This window comes from Pseudomonas sp. NFACC16-2, from assembly GCF_900119205.1.
GTDB lineage: Bacteria > Pseudomonadota > Gammaproteobacteria > Pseudomonadales > Pseudomonadaceae > Aquipseudomonas > Aquipseudomonas fluorescens_Q.
In genome coordinates, this window is the sequence record NZ_FPIX01000024.1 from 63,416 (window position 1) to 84,498 (window position 21,083).

17 protein-coding genes are annotated in these 21,083 nt (G+C 60.7%); 5 read left to right on the forward strand and 12 right to left on the reverse strand.

Annotation, left to right across the window (positions count from 1 at the left end; all coding sequences use genetic code 11):
* Positions 1–24: 24 nt before the first annotated feature.
* From BT116_RS19115 to BT116_RS19125, 3 genes are all read right to left on the reverse strand, one after another.
* Positions 25–783 (reverse strand): alpha/beta hydrolase family protein, encoded by a 759-nt coding sequence (locus BT116_RS19115; RefSeq protein ID WP_063324151.1) that lies wholly within the window; start codon positions 781–783, stop codon positions 25–27.
* Positions 773–1,876, reverse strand: a complete 1,104-nt coding sequence (locus BT116_RS19120) for a DUF3182 family protein (protein WP_072346388.1) — start codon at positions 1,874–1,876, stop codon at positions 773–775. Before BT116_RS19120 ends, BT116_RS19115 begins: the two co-directional genes overlap by 11 nt.
* A 350-nt stretch (positions 1,877–2,226) precedes the next feature.
* Entirely contained in the window at positions 2,227–3,219 is a 993-nt protein-coding gene (locus BT116_RS19125) for a GlxA family transcriptional regulator (protein ID WP_072346390.1), read from the reverse strand.
* A 98-nt stretch (positions 3,220–3,317) separates the two neighbouring features.
* On the opposite strand from BT116_RS19125, the gene BT116_RS19130 reads away from it, so the two are divergent.
* Positions 3,318–3,872 carry a cysteine hydrolase family protein gene (locus tag BT116_RS19130; RefSeq protein WP_072346393.1) on the forward strand — a complete coding sequence of 185 codons (555 nt, stop codon included), beginning with the start codon at positions 3,318–3,320 and terminating at the stop codon, positions 3,870–3,872.
* 81 nt (positions 3,873–3,953) lie between these two features.
* On the opposite strand, the gene BT116_RS19135 is transcribed toward BT116_RS19130, so the two are convergent.
* A complete protein-coding gene (locus tag BT116_RS19135; RefSeq protein ID WP_072346395.1) occupies positions 3,954–7,253 on the reverse strand; it encodes an ATP-binding protein in 3,300 nt (1,099 codons plus the stop codon).
* A gap of 211 nt (positions 7,254–7,464) precedes the next feature.
* Here BT116_RS19135 and BT116_RS19140 point away from each other — a divergent pair, with 211 nt between their 5' ends.
* The 3 genes from BT116_RS19140 (at position 7,465) to BT116_RS19150 (ending at position 11,103) form a co-directional block, all read left to right on the forward strand.
* Positions 7,465–9,390, forward strand: coding sequence for an MAC/perforin domain-containing protein (locus tag BT116_RS19140; protein WP_072346397.1), 1,926 nt, complete (start codon positions 7,465–7,467; stop codon positions 9,388–9,390).
* Positions 9,391–9,497: 107 nt separating this feature from the next.
* Positions 9,498–10,352 carry a hypothetical protein gene (locus tag BT116_RS19145; RefSeq protein ID WP_072346399.1) on the forward strand — a complete coding sequence of 285 codons (855 nt, stop codon included), beginning with the start codon at positions 9,498–9,500 and terminating at the stop codon, positions 10,350–10,352.
* A gap of 136 nt (positions 10,353–10,488) precedes the next feature.
* Entirely contained in the window at positions 10,489–11,103 is a 615-nt protein-coding gene (locus BT116_RS19150) for a hypothetical protein (RefSeq protein ID WP_170845961.1), read from the forward strand.
* 127 nt (positions 11,104–11,230) lie between these two features.
* Here BT116_RS19150 and BT116_RS19155 read toward each other — a convergent pair whose 3' ends face one another.
* Positions 11,231–11,746 (reverse strand): single-stranded DNA-binding protein, encoded by a 516-nt coding sequence (locus tag BT116_RS19155; protein WP_024778338.1) that lies wholly within the window; start codon positions 11,744–11,746, stop codon positions 11,231–11,233.
* Positions 11,747–11,755: 9 nt separating this feature from the next.
* On the reverse strand, positions 11,756–13,153 hold the full coding sequence (locus BT116_RS19160; RefSeq protein ID WP_072346401.1) for an MFS transporter: 1,398 nt from the start codon (positions 13,151–13,153) through the stop codon (positions 11,756–11,758).
* A 179-nt stretch (positions 13,154–13,332) separates the two neighbouring features.
* Here BT116_RS19160 and uvrA point away from each other — a divergent pair, with 179 nt between their 5' ends.
* Entirely contained in the window at positions 13,333–16,167 is a 2,835-nt protein-coding gene (uvrA, locus tag BT116_RS19165) for an excinuclease ABC subunit UvrA (RefSeq protein ID WP_072346403.1), read from the forward strand.
* A gap of 114 nt (positions 16,168–16,281) precedes the next feature.
* Here uvrA and bfr read toward each other — a convergent pair whose 3' ends face one another.
* From bfr to rpsK, 6 genes are all read right to left on the reverse strand, one after another.
* Positions 16,282–16,746, reverse strand: a complete 465-nt coding sequence (bfr, locus tag BT116_RS19170) for a bacterioferritin (protein WP_003186005.1) — start codon at positions 16,744–16,746, stop codon at positions 16,282–16,284.
* A gap of 157 nt (positions 16,747–16,903) precedes the next feature.
* Entirely contained in the window at positions 16,904–18,352 is a 1,449-nt protein-coding gene (locus BT116_RS19175) for a catalase (protein WP_072346405.1), read from the reverse strand.
* Between the two features lie 222 nt (positions 18,353–18,574).
* Positions 18,575–18,961 (reverse strand): 50S ribosomal protein L17, encoded by a 387-nt coding sequence (rplQ, locus tag BT116_RS19180; protein ID WP_003186009.1) that lies wholly within the window; start codon positions 18,959–18,961, stop codon positions 18,575–18,577.
* A gap of 42 nt (positions 18,962–19,003) precedes the next feature.
* The gene (gene rpoA / locus BT116_RS19185; protein ID WP_003186012.1) at positions 19,004–20,005 is read right to left on the reverse strand and encodes a DNA-directed RNA polymerase subunit alpha; all 1,002 of its coding nucleotides are present in this window, start codon (positions 20,003–20,005) and stop codon (positions 19,004–19,006) included.
* Positions 20,006–20,027: 22 nt separating this feature from the next.
* The gene (gene rpsD / locus BT116_RS19190; RefSeq protein WP_003176404.1) at positions 20,028–20,648 is read right to left on the reverse strand and encodes a 30S ribosomal protein S4; all 621 of its coding nucleotides are present in this window, start codon (positions 20,646–20,648) and stop codon (positions 20,028–20,030) included.
* Between the two features lie 18 nt (positions 20,649–20,666).
* Positions 20,667–21,056, reverse strand: coding sequence for a 30S ribosomal protein S11 (gene rpsK / locus BT116_RS19195; RefSeq protein WP_002555466.1), 390 nt, complete (start codon positions 21,054–21,056; stop codon positions 20,667–20,669).
* Between the last annotated feature and the right edge of the window lie 27 nt (positions 21,057–21,083).

Below are 21,083 nucleotides of genomic sequence, written 5' to 3' on the forward strand. Positions count from 1 at the left end.
AATAGGGCCTCCAACACCGCACGATCAGCGTTCCTGGATGATGCTCAAGCGCTCTCCCACCACCATTTCCGTGATCCAGTCCACCAGGATCGAGGTGTAGGCCTGCTGTGACACGGGGTCGCTCAAGGCATGATCGGCACCGTCGATGATCCGGTGAGTCAGCGAGTGGGTCTGCTGGCACGCCGCCCGGTAGCTCATGATGGTGGCATGGGGCACGTAGGCATCGGTCTCGGACTCCACCAGCAACACATCGCCGGTGAACTGCGAACACGCATGCAAGGCGCGATTGGTTCCGGCGTGCACCAGCGTGCTGCGGTAATCCAGCAGGTCGGTCTTGTCCAGGTCGCGCTTGGGGGTGTGCCATTGCTCGTCGCGGTACAGCGCCGGCACCCGCAAGGCCAGCCAGCGTACCGGACGCAACGAAGTCAGGATCGAAGCCAGGTAGCCGCCATAACTGGTGCCCACCACGGCAATCGCCGAGGTATCCAAGGCCGGGTGCGCGAGCAAGCGGTCGTAGGCCGCCAACAGGTCTCGCAGGTTGTCCTCGCGGGTGACCCGCGACAACGGGATCCCCGCCCCGCCGGTGTGCCCACGCAAGTCGAAGGTCAGGCACACGCAACCCAGGCCGGCGATGCCTTTGGCCCGTTCCAGGTCCCGCTCCTGGCTACCGCCCCAGCCGTGCACGAACAACACGCCAGGAACCTTCGACTTGGGACTCAGGAACGTCCCGTTCATGCGTTCATCGTCAATCTCGATCTGAATGGTTTCACTTCTAGCCGTCATAGGATTGAACCGTTACGTATTTGAGAAGGAAGTCGCCGTTGTGCGCCGCGCCGCGATAGACCTCCCTCGCGCCGGGCGGCAGCGGTTGCTCGGTGTAGGTCTCCACCGAGGACACCCGCACCGCGCTGGTTTGCGGCGCTTCGACGAACACCTGCAACGCCGCCAGTTCGGCGCTGCTGGCGCCGCCCATGCGCCATGACTGTTCCAACACACCGCCACGGGGCTGGCCGGCGGCATCCAGGCCCTGGGCGATGTCGTAATTGCGCCGCGATGCAAAAAAGCTCGGGTAGGCCTGATTGGCGGCGTCATCGAACACTTGCGCCAGGCGCACCGCCTCGCGCACATCGTCGGGCAATTCGAGCCTGAGCAACTCGATATAACCGCCCTGTACTATCAGCAGGTCCGACCCGCCGTACACCTCCACCCCCTCGCTGTCGTGGGTCAGGTGTTGCACACCGCAATAGCTCAGGACCTTGCCGTTGATGAAGCTCTGGCCGACGCTCTGGGTCTTGACCTCGTTGAGGTGCTGTTCCAGCGCCACCCCATCGCGAAACAGCGCCTGGGCGTCCGGCCCGGCGACAATTTCATCGAACTGCGCCAGGCTCTTGATCAGCCGTTGCCCACGCCCGGCGCAGGCATGGATCGGCTTGAGGCGAATCGGCCCGGTGTACAGCAAGTGCTCGGCGGCCGGACGCGCATCCTTGAGCGAAAAGACCGTCACGCCATCGAGTACCGCGCCTCGCGTGAGCTTGGCAAACAGCGGCGACCAGCCCTTGGGCGCCACGGCGTCCTTATTCAACAGACCGTGGGTAATCGCCTTGGTGCAGATAAAATCATGCTCGACATACCCACCCCACACATCCTCCGGCCCCTTGACCCCTAGGCGCATCAAGGTTTCGGCGCCGATCAGGGTTTGCGTGGGCAACAGATAAAGATCATGACCAGCCTGAGGGTCATGACTGTCGTCGTACTCCCATCCCAGGATCTGTGCCAGCCACCGGGCCAATGCACGATTGGTCTCGACCTCATGGCGCGGCGCTTGTGGATTGACCGAATAGGCCACTACCCGCTTGTTGCGATTGACTGGTGTCATGCGTTGCCCTTTTTCCTGCGCTCGATGGCTTTGGATATGTCTGCAAATCAGGAAAGTTGCAGAGATCAGGCCAACGGTGCATCGGCGATGATGATTCAACCAAACGGGCGTCTAATGCGCAGTTGATAGCATCGGGCCTGTTTCATTCTGCACGACACACGCTTGGCATCCCGCAAATTGCACGATGCCAGGATTAAGCACTGTTCCCTGTGGCGAGGGGATTTATCCCCGCTGGGCTGCGCAGCAGCCCTATCTGACGTCTCGGTGTGTCAGGCAGATTGAGTTGGGTGCTTTGGGGCTGCTACGCAGCCCAGCGGGGATAAATCCCCTCGCCACAAATGGACTCACAGCTACTTTGGAGTATTCGGTGGACTTACCCCAAACCGCGCCCGGTAATCGCTCGGCGCCAACCCGGTGATTTTCTTGAACGTCGCGCGAAAGGCGCTCGGGTCCTGGTAACCGACGGTCCAGGCAATGTGGTCGATGGTGCCATTGGTGAACTCCAGCATTTCCCGGGCTTTGCCGACGCGCAGATGCTGGCAATATTCGGTGGGCTTGAGCCCGGTGGCGGCGCGAAACCTGCGCAGGAAGGTGCGTTCTTCCAGTCCGGCGCGTTCGGCCATCGCACCGAGGGAAACCTCCACCGCGCCGCTGCTTTGCAACCAATGCTGGACCTTGAGAATCGCCGGGTCGCCATGGCCGAGGATGGGCGCAAAATTACTGCCGCACTGGCTCGCGCTGTCGCTGTGCTCGATCACCAGGAATTGCGCCGTGCGCGTGGCGATGCTGGGCCCGAGCAGGCGGTCCACCAGGCGTAGCCCCAGTTCCGACCAGGCCATCAGCCCGGCGGTGGTGATCAGGTCGCCGTCGTCGACGATGGGTTTGTCGGCGTTGAGCTTGATTTTCGGGTAACGCGCGGCAAAGGTCTTGGCCGAAGTCCAATGGGTGGTGGCGCTGCGCCCGTCGAGCAGGCCGCTTTCGGCCAGCAGGATCGAGCCCACGCAAACCCCACCCAGCACTGTGCCGTCGGCATGCTGCGCCCGCAGCCAATCCATCAGCGCCTGAGAGACCAAGCCTTCACTGAAACCGGCAAGGGACGGTGGAATCAACAACGCCACCAGCTTGCCCGCCGGGCCTGTTTCGCTGTCGAACACCCGCGACGGCGCCTCGCCCTCCTCCGCCCGCCAGTGACTCACCCGCAGCGTTGGCAACTGCACGCTGGCATGCTCGGTCGCGATCCGCTGCGCCACGGCGAACAGATCGGTCAAGCCATGCACCGCCGCCAGTTGCGCGCCAGGGTAGATGAGCACCCCAAGCTCGGCGACTGCCCTTTGCTGCGTCATTGTCAGTTTTCCCTCGCTTATTGTCGTTGCGGCCAATCCTCGAAGCGACGGTAAAAGCCAATACTGGCTCCACACCCAATCTGATCGAGGAAGCCCCCATGTCCAAGCAAGCGCTCATCGTAGTCGATATCCAGAACGACTACTTCCCCCAGGGCAAATGGCCGTTGGTCGGCGCCGAAGCCGCCGCCGACAATGCCGCACGGTTGATCGAAGCCTTTCGCCAGACCGGCGACAGCGTGGTGCATATCCGCCACGAATTCACCTCCGACGACGCCCCGTTCTTCACCCCAGGCTCGGAAGGCGCACAACTGCATCCTAAAGTGCTCAACCGCGCCGACGAACCGGTGGTGCTCAAACATTTCGTCAATTCGTTTCGTGAGACCGAACTACAATCCCTCCTCGAGCACCATGGCATCGAACAACTGGTGGTGGTCGGCAGCATGAGCCACATGTGCGTCGACGGCGTGGTGCGGGCGGCAGCGGACCTGGGCTACGGCGTCACGGTGATCCACGATGCCTGCGCCACCCTCGACCTGGAATTCAACGGCGTCGTCGTGCCGGCTGCCCAGGTGCATGCGGCGTTCATGGCGGCGCTGGGGTTTGCCTACGCGAATGTGGTGAGTACCGAGCAATTCCTGGCCGACCATCAGTAAACCCACGGCACAGCTAAAAAACCGCGCGTCATCACCCAAGTGCGGTTTTGCCTCAGGCACCAACGGTGTACCTGGAAGCGCTCAAGTCTCCAGCACGTGCAACAACCGCGGCATCGTCGCCACGAACCCCATGTGCTGCGCTTCGCGCGCCATCCCCTTCAGCTTCTCGCCGCTGGCTTGATCGGCGTTGCGCAGCCACTGGCCCGCCACGTCGATCAACCGCACATGATGGTTGATCCAGGCGCACGACGCCGACTCGGGCAACGCCGCCATCTGTTGCCCATGCCATATAGCCTTTTCGGTATTGCCCGCCAACAGGCAGGTTTCAGCGGCAGCCACGCGAAAGCGCAAGGCGTTGTGGGCCAGGCAGGCTTGGGTGAGCTGGGCTTCGCCCTTCGCCAAGGCCTGCTGGCTGAACGGTTCGTCATCGCTGATCATCGCCAGGCTGCCGTAGACCCAAGGCCCGATGTAGTGCTGCAACTCGAAGCGCTCCACCAGGCTCGCCGCCTCCATGATCAAGGTCTGCGCCAGCCCGCGCTCGCCCTGGCGCAACGCCACCCGCGCCAACCCTTCCAACAGGATCGCTTCGAAACGGCTGGCGCCAAGGCTGCGTGCCAGCGTCAGGGCACTGCTCAGCTCGTGTTCCGCCAAGGCATCCTGGCCGCCCGCCACCAGCACCCAGGCCGCAGTGAGCCGCGAGAAAACCTGCGCTCGATGATTGCCCAGCCGGGCGCTGCATTCGATGGCCTCCATGGCGTCACGCAAGGCGGGCTCTGGCTGGCCCAGGTACAACTGCGCCGATCCACGGGCGCTGCGATTGGCCGCCTCCACGTGTGTCCACCCATTGCGCTCGCACAAGCGTACGCATTGATCGAAGACCTCGTAGGCAGTCTGCATGCGCCCTTGTGCGTAGTAGGAGTCGCCAATGCCACTCAAGGCCTTGGCCTCGGTTTCCAGGTCCCGACCGATGCGAGCAGAGGACAACGCTTCTTCATGAAGGCGGCGACACTCGGCGTAATCACCCCGTGGGAAATAGATATTCCCGCGCAAGTGATTCAACCGGGCAAGCGCCACATGGGCTTGCATGGACCGGGCGATGGGCAGCATGTCCTCGATCAGGCGCTCCTCCTCGTCCAGGCAGTCGAGGGTATTGAGAACTGCAGCCAGCCCCAACGCGGCCTCGATCCGATCCTGCGGCCGCTCGGTCAATACCAAGGCGCGCTGGAAATGCGTCCGGGCCTCCACGGTCTGGCCCAGGCCCGAACACGCCTGGCCGCACAGCAACGCGAAAGGAAAATTGCCCTGCGCGCGCTCGGCAAACGCCGAGCATTGCCGCGCCAGCGCAAGGACACTGTCGTACTGGCAGGCCAACCGTTTTTCGCCCATGGCCACCAACAGTGCGTCGAACGCCGCCGGATCGTTGGCCCGCAGCAAATGCTGGGCATAAAGCACCCGGTCGCGCGCGCGATAGAGATTCGCCACCTCACCGTGCAACTGTTCGCGCAGCAACGTTGGCATTGAATCGTAGAGGCAGTGCATGACCAGGTCGTGGACAAACAGATAGCTGCCTGGCTCGACCTCCCGCAATAGCCCCTGGCGCATGTCCGCAGTCGGCAGATAACCGGGCTGCCCCAGCGCTTCGCGCCACAGCGTCAGCTCGAAGCGATTGCCCAGCACCGCGGCGTAATGCAGGGCGCGACGTTGCTCGGGGGCCAATTTGTCAAAGCGGGTCTGGACCAAATGCCTAAGACTGTCAGGGAACCCCCCTTGCTGGCTCGACAGCAATTGCGTCAGATACAACGGGTTGCCCTGGGCACGGGCGACACACTCGACCCGGTAGCGCGGATCGACCTCAGTGAACTGCTCCGCCAGGACCGTGGCCTCCCGCGCCCGGATCGGCGCGATGTCGAGCAGACTCATGGGGCTGGAGGAATGCGTACGGATTTCGCTTTCCAGCGGATCGCCTTCGGGACGGGACGTCAGCAGCCAGACCACCGGCGCTTCGTCAGTGGCATCGAGCAGCCTGCCCAGCAGCATAAACAGCCTGGCATCGCCCCAGTGCAGGTCTTCGACGCAGATCAACAAAGGCTGTTGCACCGCGCTGCGCAGCAACACGTCGAGCAAGGCCTGGAACAGCCCCTGGGTACGGGCCTGGTTGCTCATCGCTGCATACAGGGCCGGAGGCTCGGCAGACGACACCCCCGTCAGCACTTGCAAGAACATGCGATGTTCGGCGGCCACTTTCAGCCGGGACAAAGCGGCGTCCAACAGCGAGGCGCTGACAGACGCCGCGCCCCCCAGGTTGAGCAGGCTGGCCAGCAGTTGCCCCAGGGGCCAAAGGCTGTTGTCCATGCCGAAATCCAGCACATCGCCGCGATGGCAGGCAAAGCCCCGCTGCCGGGCCATTTCGAAAAACTCGCTGACCAGGCGGGTCTTGCCGATGCCCGCCATGCCGCGCACATAGACGATGTGCCCGTCCTGGCATTCCTGGGTGGCCTCGATCACAGCCTTGAACTGCAAGAGCTCGATGGCCCGTCCCACCAACGGGCGCAGCGCGTTTTCGTCGAGGCTGCGCGGGCGCAGACATTTGCGATAGGCCTGAAACTCATCGTCGCTGGACGAAAACTCAAACCGTGCGGCGAGCTGTTCCAGCAGGTTTTGCGCAACATACACCGGCGCATGCCCATGACGCTCCAACAGCGGCTTCTGCGCGAGCAAGACAGGCTCGACCGCAGGCTCCATGGTGTCGGCACTCAGGCGCACAAGCCGCAACAACAAGGCATGCCCGGACATGACGAATTGTTCCCGACTCAGCGCCAACGCGCAGAGCAGGCCCCGCTCGCTATCGCTGCGATAGGCCTGTGGCGAACCGAACTGGGCGATCACCACATCCTGCGTCATCCCCAGTGGAACGCCACCGAACTGACGCACCAGGCGCTCGATTTCTTCCATGAACGTCGTCGCGGGCAGCCCATCGATCCGAAAGGACAGCTCCAGCACGTAGCGGATGACACTGTCATCGACCTGTTTCAGCGCCTGTTGCGCAAAGGCCGTCTGGTGCACCGCGTTCATCGTCTGTTGGATGTGCGCCAAAGCCACCGAGGCGGGAGTGCTGAGCAGCTCACTCACATCGACCCCGAAGGCCGTCGCCAAGTGCCGAGCCGTGCGGTAAAGCACCGGCTTACCGGTTTCGGCCCGCTTGATGGAGGCGATCGAGACGCACAAATGCCGGTTCAGGCAGGCCTCGGCCAGGGTTTCCTGGCTCAGGCCATGCTGTTTGCGCAGGCCTTTCAACGACACGGCGTCCAGCAGGACACGGCCGTCGGATATCGAAGCATCACGCCTGGGCAGGGCAACAAAGGTGTTTGGTCGGGAGTCCATGTCGATAGCCCTTTCTACCCTGGGACAACGGCAGCCGATCGAGTGTACTCCTGCGCCTCGCCCGGGTTAATGAAAAGATGGCATTTTGCCTGATACCAAACTGATACCGGACTGACACCGCTCTGGACTGTCCGCCTATCACCGCCCTCCAGATACTCACTCCCATCAATTGGCACCCAGTTGATACAACCTGAGCGATGGGAGAAAGGCGATGAGCGATGGACTGAAGGGCAACGTAGGCGATGATGTGCGGGATATCGGCGGTTCGCAATTACTGGGGCGCGGACTGAACCGGCTCGATTGGGCCGGCGACAGCAAGGAGTGCCTGAAGGTCGGCGATACCGAATCGGGCAAACGTGCGGTGCCATACCGGAAAACGTCTTACAACGTGGGGAAAAACGTCACCATGTCCACGGTCGTGGCCAACGACAATTTCTCCACCGAGACGTTTGCCTCCCGTGATGAGTTCGAAAGACATACCCAGACGAGTGTCGAAGCCTCCGGCAAATACGGCGCCTTTTCCGCCGGTTTCAAAGCCACCTTCGGCAGCGACATCAAGACGCTCGAAGAGCGCGAAGCCGCGCTCTACAGTCACACGGTGCGGTTGTGGAAACTGACCCTCGAGGTCAGCCCCGCCAATGCCACGGAAGCGTTCAAGAAGCGCATCGATGAGTTGCCCAAGGCCTTCGACCCGGGCAATCCGGCGCCGTTCTTCAATTTCCTGGTCGACTTTGGTGCCGATATCGTCAGCGAAGTGACTGTCGGTGGCTCGCTGAACTATGCGATGACCGCACTCAAGAGTTTCCTCAGCAAGACCAACACCCTCGATGCCATGGTCAAGGCCGAATACGGCGCCTTCGTCAGCGGTAGCGCGACCACCTCGGTCTCGGAAACGGTCAAGAAAAACATCGCCCATCGCAACGCCAACCTGACCACCCGGGGTGGCACGCACGCCATCGCTTTCAACTCAGTGGACCCGAACAATTGCAATGCGGAGTTCGGCAAATGGCGCGAATCGCTGCCCGACGACCCGACCGTCGTGGAGTTGGCAATCGCGCCGGTCTATCGCTTCGTCAAGGAAGGCGAGACCCGTACGGCACTGGAGCAGGCCTACCAGTGGTACACCAGCTACAAGGCGGAAATCGAAGCCACTTGGCAAGAATCGGTGGTTGTCCTCGGCCGCTCCGGGCGGCAAGCCACCTCCAAGGCCGAAGCAACCCGCCCGGCCTTGCGAATGGTGTTCGTGGACAACAAAAGCAAGGAAACCAGCGAAAGCTTCCACTACCCACCCGCTGCGAATGCATCGACCACGGAATTTGAACAGTTCTGGGATGCGCTGGCCCTGCTGCTGAGACAAAAAAACGGGCAAAAATTGCTGATGGCCACTGAGCGCTGGCCGCGCGACGCGCGCTACTACCCGACGTATGCCATGCGTGAGGCCTTGCTGTCCAACGGCGCCAGCGAAGTGTCGCTGATGCGCTGGGACACGCTGACCAAGCACATGCAGCCCAACCCTTTGTCCGGCCTGACCTATGTGCTGGCGGGAAACGACTTCGAGGTGCCCGGTGTCGATGGGCTCATTGCCGGTTTTGGCCAGGCAGGCAAGGACCTCAACCCAACGGTGAAGGTCAAGGCTCGGCTTTCCCACGACTCGTTCGGCAAGGTCAAGTTGGTAAAAACCGCAACGACCGAGGAAGACCCTCGCACCGCGCTGTACATCGTGCGCAACAATACCGACGCCAAACCGGCCCTGGCGGTCGATCCGCAAAACCGGACCCGCATCGCCATGCAGACGCCGGACAGGCACAACCCTGGGCAATACTGGTACATGCCCGAACTGGAAAAACCTTATCCGGAAATCAACCACCCGGTGCTGCTGATCAACTACGAGACGGGAACCTGCCTGCAGGGCATGCACGACCAGGGCGACTGCCGGCTAAAACCCATCGAACCGGGTCGCCAGCAGGACGACGTCATCTGGGACCGACGCGGCGATGAGGTGTTTCACCTGTTGATGGTCTACTACTGGATGGACGCCCTGTGCCTGACCCAGGTTGAAAAGCGCGCCGCCGTCCGGCCGTGGCGCCAACCTCACGGCATGGACTGGTTGCGTGAGCAGCATCGTCCGTATAGCTGATACCCAATAGTGAACCCCCTGTGGGAGCGAGTTTGCTCGCTCCCACAAGTTCATTGGGCGATTGAGCGCCCTTTCTCTAGCCTTCTTGCGTGCGTGGTCCCCATACGATGCAAGTCTTCAACAGTGTTCCCTTTATCGGCGATGGCGTGGAAACAGCCCTCGATCCCCGCCGGTTCCCCTACCTGTTCAACGACCATGGCCTGGCACGACCGAGTGTCCAGGAGCGCGGCCACTTGATCCCACTCAGCCCCGAGAACCCGGCCCTGTCCCTGGGTACTCGCTACTCGGGCATCAGTTGGCGGGACCGTGAGGTTGCAACGAACAGCGGTTCCTACTGGATCAAGACGTTCGACTTCCACGCCAGCGAAGTGCACTACGCACCGATCTGGGCAACCAAGGAAACGGCGCAAGCCTTTGGCATGACCCTGCTCGGTAACGGCGAATGCCTGCGTTTCGAGTACGACCAACTGATCCTGGGCCAATACACCTACGGCAAATGGGCCGGCCACCAGTCGCCCTACCTCGGCCCGGCGCGCCAGCGCGAGCTGCTGACCTACAACCCGACCGACCTCGAATACCACAATTTCCCCCACGCGTTCTTTTCCCGTTATGGCCGCTTGCCGCTGGTGATCAGCGTCGCTCGTTGGCGGCCTGCGTCGAGGGAAATTCATTTGGCCGACCTGTGGCTGCGGCCCGGCGATGCGCTGGTCCTGCCGCCCAAGCACTACCCCGACATCGCCCCCAGTGACGCCCACGGCGTCGAAAACTGGCCAGCCGTCGTGGACATGCACGGCAACCGAAACTCGGCGCTGGCCTGCTGGTTCGGGGAAGGTGAGGACTGTTTGCTGACGGAGACGATCCTGGCCAACTCGACCTTGATGAGCTCTCCCCAGGGCAAACCGCACTATCACGAAGAGAAGACGCCGACACGGCATGAATTACCGGCAAATTACCGACCGTGAGGGTGATAGCACGGCAGGCAAGCAATCTGGACGGCGGGGACCAGGAAGAACCCAACCTCGGGCGAAGTGTTTTTACTAGGCGTACTTGAGCAATAACGATAAGAATGGCCGGGTATTTTTCCCAAGAGCCAGCCGCATGAAACGCAAACGCCCGCCGCGCCTGGTCGAATCCCCGTTCCCGACCGCTACATCAGCGCCACTGCACCCGCCCACGTGGGATTGCTCAAGCGACGTATCCAGGCCGGGTTACCTGGGCACCATGATTTACGTTGCGGGGATGTTGCTGGCCCTGCCCGTCTACGGGCTGGCAGTGTTTACCATGATGCTGTTCAAGGTCGAAGGCCTGTCGTCCATTCACATGAGAATGATCGAAGATCCGCTGATTCTAGCGCTCATGTTCATCAGCGCATTCGCGACCGTCTGCGTGATCAACTGGCTCGCCTCCGGGCCTACGGTGCTTGGCTTCTGCTTCGACGAACGCCAGCAACGTCTCACCTTCACCCAGCGCCGCCCTGCCCGGCAGACCACCGAAGAATGCGTGCCGTACAGCGATATCCACTCCATCAGGCCCTACATAACGACCGCTTCCGCCCACTTTTGTCACTTTGTGGTGTGCTTCGCCGGGGCCAATGGCAAGCCGATCGAACTTCGGTTTTCGGAGGTAACGGTGCGGGACATGGCGTTCCATGCCGAGTGGTTGAGGCAGTCGATTGGCGAGAGGATGCAGGATGTATTGGATCTGGATTTGTGAGATGAGCGGGATTGCCCGGTCTCCTCAAGTCATGAACCTGGCCTGCACCAATAAATAAAAAGCCCCAAGGGCAGAGTGCGCTTGGGGCTTTTTTTCAAACTATTGGCTGAGTAGTCTCAACCCGTCATCAGAACGGAATATCGTCATCAAAGCTGTCGAAATCCGGAGCCGGTTGCGGCGCGGCCTGTTGTGGGGCCGGGCGCTCACGTTGTGGCTGTGGGGCCGACTGCGGACGCGGGGCCTGCTGACGCGGAGCCGACTGCTGGTAGTTGTTGCCACCTTGTTGCTGGTCGCCCTGTGGACGACCACCCAGCAATTGCATGGTGCCTTGCATGTCGACCACGATTTCGGTGGTGTAGCGCTTGATACCGTCTTTTTCCCACTCCCGGGTCTGCAGCTTGCCCTCGATGTACACCTGCGAACCCTTGCGCAGGTATTCGCCGGCGATCTCAGCCACTTTGCCGAACATCGACACGCGGTGCCATTCGGTCTTCTCGACCTTCTGGCCGGTCTGCTTGTCGGTCCACTGCTCGCTGGTCGCCAGACTCAGGTTGGTCACGGCGTTGCCGTTCGGCAGGTAGCGAACTTCGGGATCCTGGCCGCAAGTACCGACCAATATGACTTTGTTAACCCCACGGGCCATAACGTTCTCCTAGGCTTCGCACGTAGTCGGGGCCGGGTTGTTCACCAGGCGCTCGAGCGTCGCACGATCCAATAATTCGGTGTCCAGTTTGATATACACGGCCGCTTCGTCGGCGACCACCACTGCATCGGTTACTCCAACGACGGCCTTCAGGCGCTCGGTCAGGCCAGCCTCACGAATCGCCTCGGGCGATAAGGGCAAGCGCAGGCTCGTCACATAGGGAGGTTCGCGCATGGTAACAGCAAAGGCCAACCAAAGTGCAGCCAGCGCGGCACAACCCAGGAACACAACCGACAAACCGCCATGCTGGAACAGCCAGCCGCCGAGGATCCCGCCCAATGCCGAACCCAGGAATTGGCTGGTGGAGTAGACCCCCATCGCCGTGCCCTTGCCGCCCGCCGGTGAAACCTTGCTGATCAGCGACGGCAGCGAGGCTTCCAGCAGATTGAACGCGGTAAAGAACACCACCGTGCCGATCACCAGGGCCCGCAAGCTATCGCCGAACTGCCAGAAGAATAGCTCAGTGAGCATCAGCGTCATGACGGCGCCGAGCAAAACTCGTTTCATTTTGCGTCGTTTCTCGCCATAGATGATGAACGGAATCATGGCGAAGAACGAAATCAGCAGCGCCGTCAGGTAGACCCACCAGTGCTGCTCCTTGGGCAGGCCGGCCTTCTCGACCAGGGCCAGCGGCAAGGCCACGAAGCTGGACATCAGCATGGCGTGGAGCACGAAAATACCCAAGTCCAGGCGCAACAGGTCCGGGTGCTTGAGGGTCGGAATCAGCGCCTGGCGCGCCACCCCGGATTCCCGGTGCTGCAACGGGCCAGTGGCGTGCGGCACCATGAACGCCACGATCAGGATCCCCACCAGCGCCATCGCCCCGGTCGCCAGGAATAGGCCGGACAAGCCAAAGGCGCGCGTCAGCAAGGGGCCTACCACCATGGCCACGGCGAACGACAGACCAATGGTCATGCCGATCATGGCCATGGCCTTGGTCCGATGTTGTTCGCGGGTCAAGTCTGACAGCAGCGCCATGACGGCCGCGGAAATAGCCCCGGCGCCCTGCAGGATGCGTCCGGCGATCACGCCCCAGATCGAGTCGGCATTGGCCGCCAGCACACTGCCCAGGGCGAAGACGATCAGCCCCAGGTAGATGACCGGGCGCCGGCCGATACGGTCGGAAATGACCCCGAACGGGATCTGGAAGATCGCCTGGGTCAGGCCATAGGCGCCAATCGCCAACCCGATGAGGGCCGGGGTCGCGCCAGCCAGGTCCATGCCATAGGTCGCCAGCACCGGCAACACCATGAACATGCCCAGCATACGGAAGGCGAACACCAGGGCCAGACCGCTTGCTGCGCGTGTCTCGCCACCACTCATGCGTTCGCTGTGGGGATCTTGCATGGAAAAACCTCATGTGAACCGGCGGCGATTCTACCAGTCCCATCGATTGAGAGGGTATATGGCGACCGTTTGCCGCGCAGTCTTCATGTATGGCTGCAATCGCACCTTCAATAGTGTGCATCCATCCAGTATTTGCCCGTATACTCCTACGTTTTCGACGCCCGCCGAGCGAGGCCACTTTGGACAAGATCCTGATTCGTGGGGCCCGTACCCACAACCTGAAGAACATCGACCTGACCCTGCCACGGGACAAGCTGATCGTCATCACCGGCCTGTCCGGATCCGGCAAATCATCCCTGGCCTTCGACACGTTGTATGCTGAAGGCCAGCGACGCTATGTCGAATCGCTGTCGGCCTACGCCCGGCAGTTCCTGTCGATGATGGAAAAACCCGACGTCGACACCATCGAAGGCCTGTCGCCGGCCATTTCCATCGAACAGAAGTCGACCTCCCATAACCCCCGGTCGACGGTCGGCACCATCACCGAGATCTACGACTATCTGCGCTTGCTGTATGCGCGGGTCGGTATTCCCCGTTGTCCCGATCACGACATCCCCCTGGAAGCCCAGACCGTCAGCCAGATGGTCGACCTGGTGCTGGCCCAGCCCGAAGGCAGCAAGCTGATGCTGCTGGCCCCGGTGGTTCGCGAGCGCAAGGGCGAACACCTGATGGTGTTCGAAGAACTGCGCGCCCAGGGCTTCGTGCGGGCCCGGGTCAACGGCAAGCTGTGCGAGCTGGACGAACTGCCGAAGCTGGATAAACAGAAGAAGCATTCGATCGATGTGGTGGTCGACCGCTTCAAGGTCCGTGCCGACTTGCAGCAGCGGCTGGCCGAGTCCTTCGAGACCGCGCTGAAACTGGCCGACGGCATCGCCCTGGTCGCACCGATGGACGACGAGCCCGGCGAGGAGATCATTTTCTCCGCGCGCTTCGCCTGCCCGATCTGCGGCCACGCCATCAGCGAGCTGGAACCCAAGCTGTTCTCCTTCAACAACCCGGCTGGTGCCTGCCCGACCTGCGATGGCCTGGGGGTCAAGCAGTTCTTCGACACCAAGCGCCTGGTCAATGGCGAGCTGACCCTGGCCGAAGGCGCGATTCGCGGCTGGGACAGGCGCAACGTCTATTACTTCCAGATGCTCGGTTCGCTGGCGGCCCATTACAAGTTCAGCCTGGATAAACCGTTCAACGAGCTGCCCGCCGACCAGCAGAAATTCATCCTGCAGGGCAGCGGCTCGCAGAATGTCGACTTCAAATACCTCAACGACCGCGGCGATATCGTCAAGCGCTCCCACCCGTTCGAAGGCATCGTGCCGAACCTGGAGCGACGCTACCGCGAGACCGAATCGGCCAGCGTGCGCGAAGAACTGGCCAAGTTCCTCAGCACCCAGCCCTGCCCGGATTGCCGTGGCACCCGTTTGCGTCGCGAAGCGCGACACGTATGGGTCGGCGAGAAGACCCTGCCGGCGGTGACCAGCCTGCCGATTGGCGACGCTACCGATTATTTCGGCGGCTTGAAGCTCACCGGCCGTCGGGGCGAAATCGCCGACAAGATCCTCAAGGAAATCCGCGAGCGCCTGCAGTTCCTGGTGAACGTCGGCCTGGATTACCTGACCCTCGACCGCAGCGCAGACACCCTGTCCGGCGGCGAAGCCCAGCGTATCCGCCTCGCCAGCCAGATCGGCGCCGGCCTGGTGGGGGTGATGTATATCCTCGACGAGCCGTCCATCGGCCTGCACCAGCGGGACAACGACCGGTTGCTCGGAACCCTGAAGCACCTGCGGGACATCGGCAACACGGTGATCGTGGTCGAGCACGACGAAGACGCCATCCGCCTGGCGGACTACGTGGTGGACATCGGCCCGGGCGCGGGCGTCCACGGCGGGCATATCGTTGCCCAGGGCACGGCCGCCGAAGTCATGGCACACCCTGACTCGCTGACGGGCAAATACCTGTCGGGGCGAGTCAAGATCAAAGTCCCGGCCAAACGTACGCCGCGCAACAAGAAGTTGTCCCTGACCCTCAAGGGTGCCCGTGGCAACAACCTGCGCAACGTCGACTTGGAAATCCCGATCGGCCTGCTGACCTGCGTGACCGGCGTATCCGGCTCTGGCAAATCGACGCTGATCAACAACACCCTGTTCCCCCTCAGCGCCACGGCCCTGAACGGCGCCACCACCCTGGAAGCGGCCGCCCACGACAGCATCAAGGGCCTGGAGCACCTGGACAAGGTGGTCGACATCGACCAGAGCCCGATTGGTCGGACGCCGCGCTCCAACCCGGCGACCTACACCGGGTTGTTCACGCCGATCCGCGAGCTGTTCGCCGGCGTGCCGGAGTCCCGCTCCCGAGGCTACGGCCCGGGGCGCTTCTCGTTCAACGTCAAGGGCGGGCGCTGCGAGGCCTGCCAGGGCGATGGCCTGATCAAGGTGGAAATGCACTTCCTGCCCGACATCTACGTGCCGTGCGATGTGTGCAAGAGCAAGCGCTACAACCGTGAAACCCTGGAGATCAAGTACAAGGGCAAGAACATCCACGAAACCCTCGAGATGACCATCGAGGAAGCCCGGGCGTTCTTCGACGCGGTGCCCGCACTGGCGCGCAAGCTCCAGACGCTGATGGATGTGGGCCTGTCGTATATCAAGCTGGGGCAGTCGGCAACGACGTTGTCCGGCGGTGAAGCCCAGCGGGTCAAGTTGTCCCGCGAGCTGTCCAAGCGCGACACCGGCAAGACCCTCTATATCCTCGACGAGCCGACCACAGGCCTGCACTTCGCCGATATCCAGCAATTGCTCGACGTGCTGCACCGCCTTCGCGACCACGGCAACACCGTAGTGGTGATCGAACACAACCTGGACGTGATCAAGACCGCTGACTGGCTGGTGGACCTGGGGCCGGAAGGCGGCTCCAAGGGTGGCCAGATCATCGCCGTAGGGACGCCGGAACAAGTGGCCGAGATGAAGCAGTCCTACACCGGCTACTACCTCAAGCCGCTGCTGGAGCGTGATCGGGACTGATTTCACCCGGGCACGAAAAAGCCCCTGTCATCTCATCGGTGACAGGGGCTTGATCGTTCCCACGCTCTGCGTGGGAATGCAGCTTGGGACGCTCTGCGTTCCCTTTCCCCGCAATCAGAATTGCGATTGCAGGTAGTTTTCCAACCCGATCAGCTTGATCAGTCCCAACTGCTTCTCCAGCCAGTAGGTATGGTCTTCTTCGGTGTCGTTGAGCTGGATCCGCAGGATCTCGCGGGTCACGTAGTCGTTGTGCTGCTCGCAGAGCTCGATGCCTTTGCACAGTGCGGCGCGGACTTTGTATTCCAGGCGCAGGTCGGCGGCCAACATATCGGGCACGGTGGTCCCGACATCCAAGTCATCCGGACGCATCCGCGGCGTGCCTTCGAGCATCAGGATCCGACGCATCAATGCATCGGCGTGCTGGGCTTCTTCTTCCATCTCATGGTTGATACGTTCGTAGAGCTCGGTGAAACCCCAGTCCTCGTACATCCGCGAGTGGATGAAATATTGATCACGGGCTGCCAGTTCGCCTGTCAGCAACGTGTTGAGGTAATCGATTACGTCGGGGTGACCTTGCATCGCCCTACATCTCCACAAGCTTTGAAGGCTCTAGTTTGAACCAACCTGACGGAGAGGTCACTCGTTCATCGCAATAAAAGCGAAGAAAATCCGAGAAAACCGGGCTAAATAACGCAAAAACCGCCCAAATGAGGGCGGTTCTGCTTCTCGTTTAGACTTAGTTAAGCTGTACGCCCAACGCCTTTGCGATACCTTCTCCATAAGCGGCGTCCGCCCTGAAGAAATGCTGGAGCTGACGGTCAACGACATCCGACGATACACCGGCCATCGCACCGGCGATATTGTTGATCAGCAACGCTTTCTGCTCGTCGCTCATCAAACGGAACAACGCACCGGCGTGGCTGTAGTAGTCCGTGTCTTCGCGATGATCGTAACGATCCGCCGCGCCACTGAGGGCCAGGGCCGGCTCCGCATAACGCGGCGCCTGCTTCGGTGCCTCCACGTAGCTGTTAGGCTCGTAGTTCGGTGCCGCACCGCCATTGCTGCCAAACGCCATGGCACCGTCGCGCTGGTAAGTGTTAACCGGGCTACGTGGGGCATTCACCGGCAATTGCTGGTGATTGGTGCCCACACGGTAGCGGTGCGCATCGGCGTAGGCGAAGACACGGCCCTGCAGCATGCGATCCGGCGAGAGACCAACCCCTGGCACCATGTTGCTCGGGCCAAACGCCGCCTGCTCGACTTCAGCGAAGTAATTCAGCGGGTTGCGGTTGAGTTCGAGCACACCCACTTCGATCAATGGAAACTCTTTCTGCGACCAGGTCTTGGTCACGTCGAACGGATTCTCATAATGGGCCGCGGCCTGGGCTTCGCTCATGATCTGGATGCAGACGCGCCATTTCGGGAAGTCACCGCGTTCAATAGCCTCGAACAAATCGCGCTGGGCATAATCCGGGTCGGTACCCGCCAGGCGTGCCGCTTCTGCCGGCGCGAGGTTCTTGATGCCTTGCAGAGTCTTGTAGTGCCACTTCACCCAGTGCCGCTCACCCTGTGCGTTGATCAGGCTGTAGGTGTGGCTGCCGAAGCCGTGCATGTGGCGGTAGCCATCCGGAATGCCGCGGTCGGAAAACAGAATGGTGACCTGGTGCAGCGCCTCAGGCGAATGCGACCAGAAATCCCACATCGCCTGGGCACTTTTCAGGTTGCTTTGCGGCAGACGCTTCTGGGTGTGGATAAAATCCGGAAATTTCAACGGATCACGGATGAAGAAGACCGGTGTGTTGTTGCCGACGATGTCCCAGTTGCCTTCCTCGGTGTAGAACTTCAGGGCGAAACCGCGCGGATCGCGTTCGGTGTCGGCAGAACCACGCTCACCGCCCACGGTGGAGAACCGCAGGAAAGTTGGGGTTTGCTTGCCGACTGTGTCGAACAACTTGGCGCTGGTGTACTGCGTGATATCCCGGGTCACGGTAAATGTACCGTAGGCGCCCGAGCCTTTGGCGTGCACACGGCGCTCAGGAATATTTTCGCGGTTGAAGTGGGCAAGCTTCTCGATCAGGTGAAAATCGTCGAGCAACAATGGGCCGCGCGGGCCGGCGGAGCGGGAGTTCTGGTTATCGGCGACAGGAGCGCCGCTGGCGGTCGTAAGCGTTTTGGTCTGGCTCATGCTCAATCTTCCTAGGTCGGTCTTCGAACTGCCGGCTAATCGGCTGGAAAGGAGTATTGATCATGTTAATGACGGTATCCAAATTCATTAAATCATGGGTATCGATAGTTATTATCTAACTCTGATGACTTGCTGATAACGAGGCCTGACGAAACGGCGCTTTACTTTTCTACCGGGCACAAAAAACCGGGCACTAGGCCCGGTTTTTTGTATGTTGCCGACTTACTCAGCGGATACAGCTTCACCGCTGGTAGCACGATCAACCAACTCGACGTACGCCATAGGCGCGTTGTCGCCAGCGCGGAAACCGCACTTGAGGATGCGCAGGTAGCCACCCTCACGGGTAGCGTAACGCTTGCCCAGGTCGTTGAAGAGCTTACCAACGATAGCTTTCGAACGAGTACGGTCGAAAGCCAGACGGCGGTTAGCCAGGCTATCTGTCTTGGCCAGAGTGATCAGCGGCTCAGCAACGCGACGCAGTTCTTTGGCTTTCGGCAGTGTAGTTTTGATCAGCTCGTGCTCGAACAGCGACACCGCCATGTTTTGGAACATGGCCTTGCGGTGCGAGCTGGTGCGGCTCAGGTGACGACCACTTTTACGATGACGCATGGTTCATTCCTTACCAAACACAACGTTCGGTGATTACGACGATCAGGCAGTCGCCTTGTCGTCCTTCTTAAGACTTGCAGGCGGCCAGTTGTCGAGGCGCATGCCGAGGGACAGACCGCGGGAGGCCAGAACGTCCTTGATTTCAGTCAAGGATTTCTTGCCAAGGTTCGGAGTCTTCAACAGCTCTACTTCGGTACGCTGAATCAGGTCGCCGATGTAGTAGATGTTTTCCGCCTTAAGGCAGTTAGCCGAACGTACAGTCAGTTCCAGATCGTCAACCGGGCGAAGCAGGATCGGATCGATCTCGTCTTCCTGCTCGACAACCACTGGCTCACTGTCACCCTTGAGGTCGACGAACGCAGCCAACTGCTGTTGCAGGATGGTTGCAGCACGGCGGATAGCCTCTTCAGGATCCAGGGTACCGTTGGTTTCCAGATCAATAACCAGCTTGTCCAGGTTGGTGCGCTGTTCGACACGGGCGTTTTCCACCACGTATGCGATACGGCGAACTGGGCTGAACGAAGAGTCAAGCTGCAAGCGACCGATGCTGCGGCTTTCGTCTTCATCGCTCTGACGCGAGTCTGCCGGTTCATAACCACGACCACGAGCTACGGTGAGCTTCATGTTCAGGGCGCCGTTAGACGCCAGGTTAGCGATTACGTGATCGGGGTTAACGATCTCGACATCATGATCCAGCTGAATATCGGCAGCGGTAACCACCCCCGAACCCTTCTTCGACAAGGTCAGCGTAACTTCGTCACGACCGTGCAGCTTGATAGCCAGACCTTTCAGGTTCAACAGGATTTCAATTACGTCTTCCTGTACACCTTCGATGGCGCTGTACTCATGGAGCACACCGTCAATCTCGGCCTCGACTACTGCACAGCCGGGCATTGAGGACAACAGGATGCGGCGCAGCGCGTTGCCCAGGGTGTGGCCGAAACCACGCTCGAGAGGCTCGAGTGTGATCTTGGCGCGGGTTGGACTGACAACCTGCACATCAATATGGCGGGGTGTCAGGAACTCATTTACCGAAATCTGCATGGATGCACCTATTTTCTAGCCCTTACTTGGAGTAGAGCTCGACAATCAGGCTTTCGTTGATGTCGGCGGACAGATCACTGCGAGCAGGAACGTTCTTGAAAACGCCCGACTTCTTCTCAGTGTCTACTTCTACCCATTCTACGCGGCCACGTTGGGCACACAGATCGAGAGCTTGGACAATGCGAAGTTGGTTCTTTGCTTTCTCGCGAACAGCAACCACGTCACCAGCACGAACCTGGTAGGACGGAACGTTTACGGTCTGACCGTTAACGCTGATCGACTTGTGCGATACCAGCTGACGAGATTCGGCACGAGTAGAACCGAAACCCATACGGTATACAACGTTGTCCAGGCGGCATTCGAGCAGCTGCAACAGGTTTTCGCCGGTTGCGCCTTTCTTGCCAGCAGCTTCTTTGTAGTAGCCGCTGAATTGACGCTCGAGAACGCCGTAGATACGACGGACCTTCTGCTTTTCACGCAGTTGGGTGCCGTAGTCGGACTGGCGACCGCGGCGTTGGCCGTGGATACCAGGTGCTGCTTCAATGTTGCACTTCGATTCGATCGCGCGCACGCCGCTCTTCAGAAAAAGATCGGTGCCTTCGCGACGAGCGAGTTTGCATTTTGGACCAATGTAACGAGCCATTCTTTACAATCTCCTGGATTACACGCGGCGCTTCTTCGGCGGACGGCACCCGTTGTGCGGGATTGGCGTCACGTCGGTGATGCTGGCGATCTTGTAGCCACAGCCGTTCAAAGCGCGGACTGCGGATTCACGACCTGGACCTGGACCCTTGACGTTGACGTCGAGGTTTTTCAGGCCGTATTCCAGCGCAGCTTGACCAGCACGCTCAGCAGCTACTTGAGCAGCGAACGGGGTGGACTTGCGGGAACCGCGGAAACCCGAACCACCGGAGGTAGCCCAGGAAAGAGCGTTACCTTGACGGTCGGTAATGGTCACGATGGTGTTGTTAAAAGAAGCATGGATGTGGGCGATGCCATCAACCACTGTCTTTTTAACTTTTTTACGAGGACGAGCAGCAGGTTTTGCCATGATTAAATTCCTGTCGATTCGCTGGGG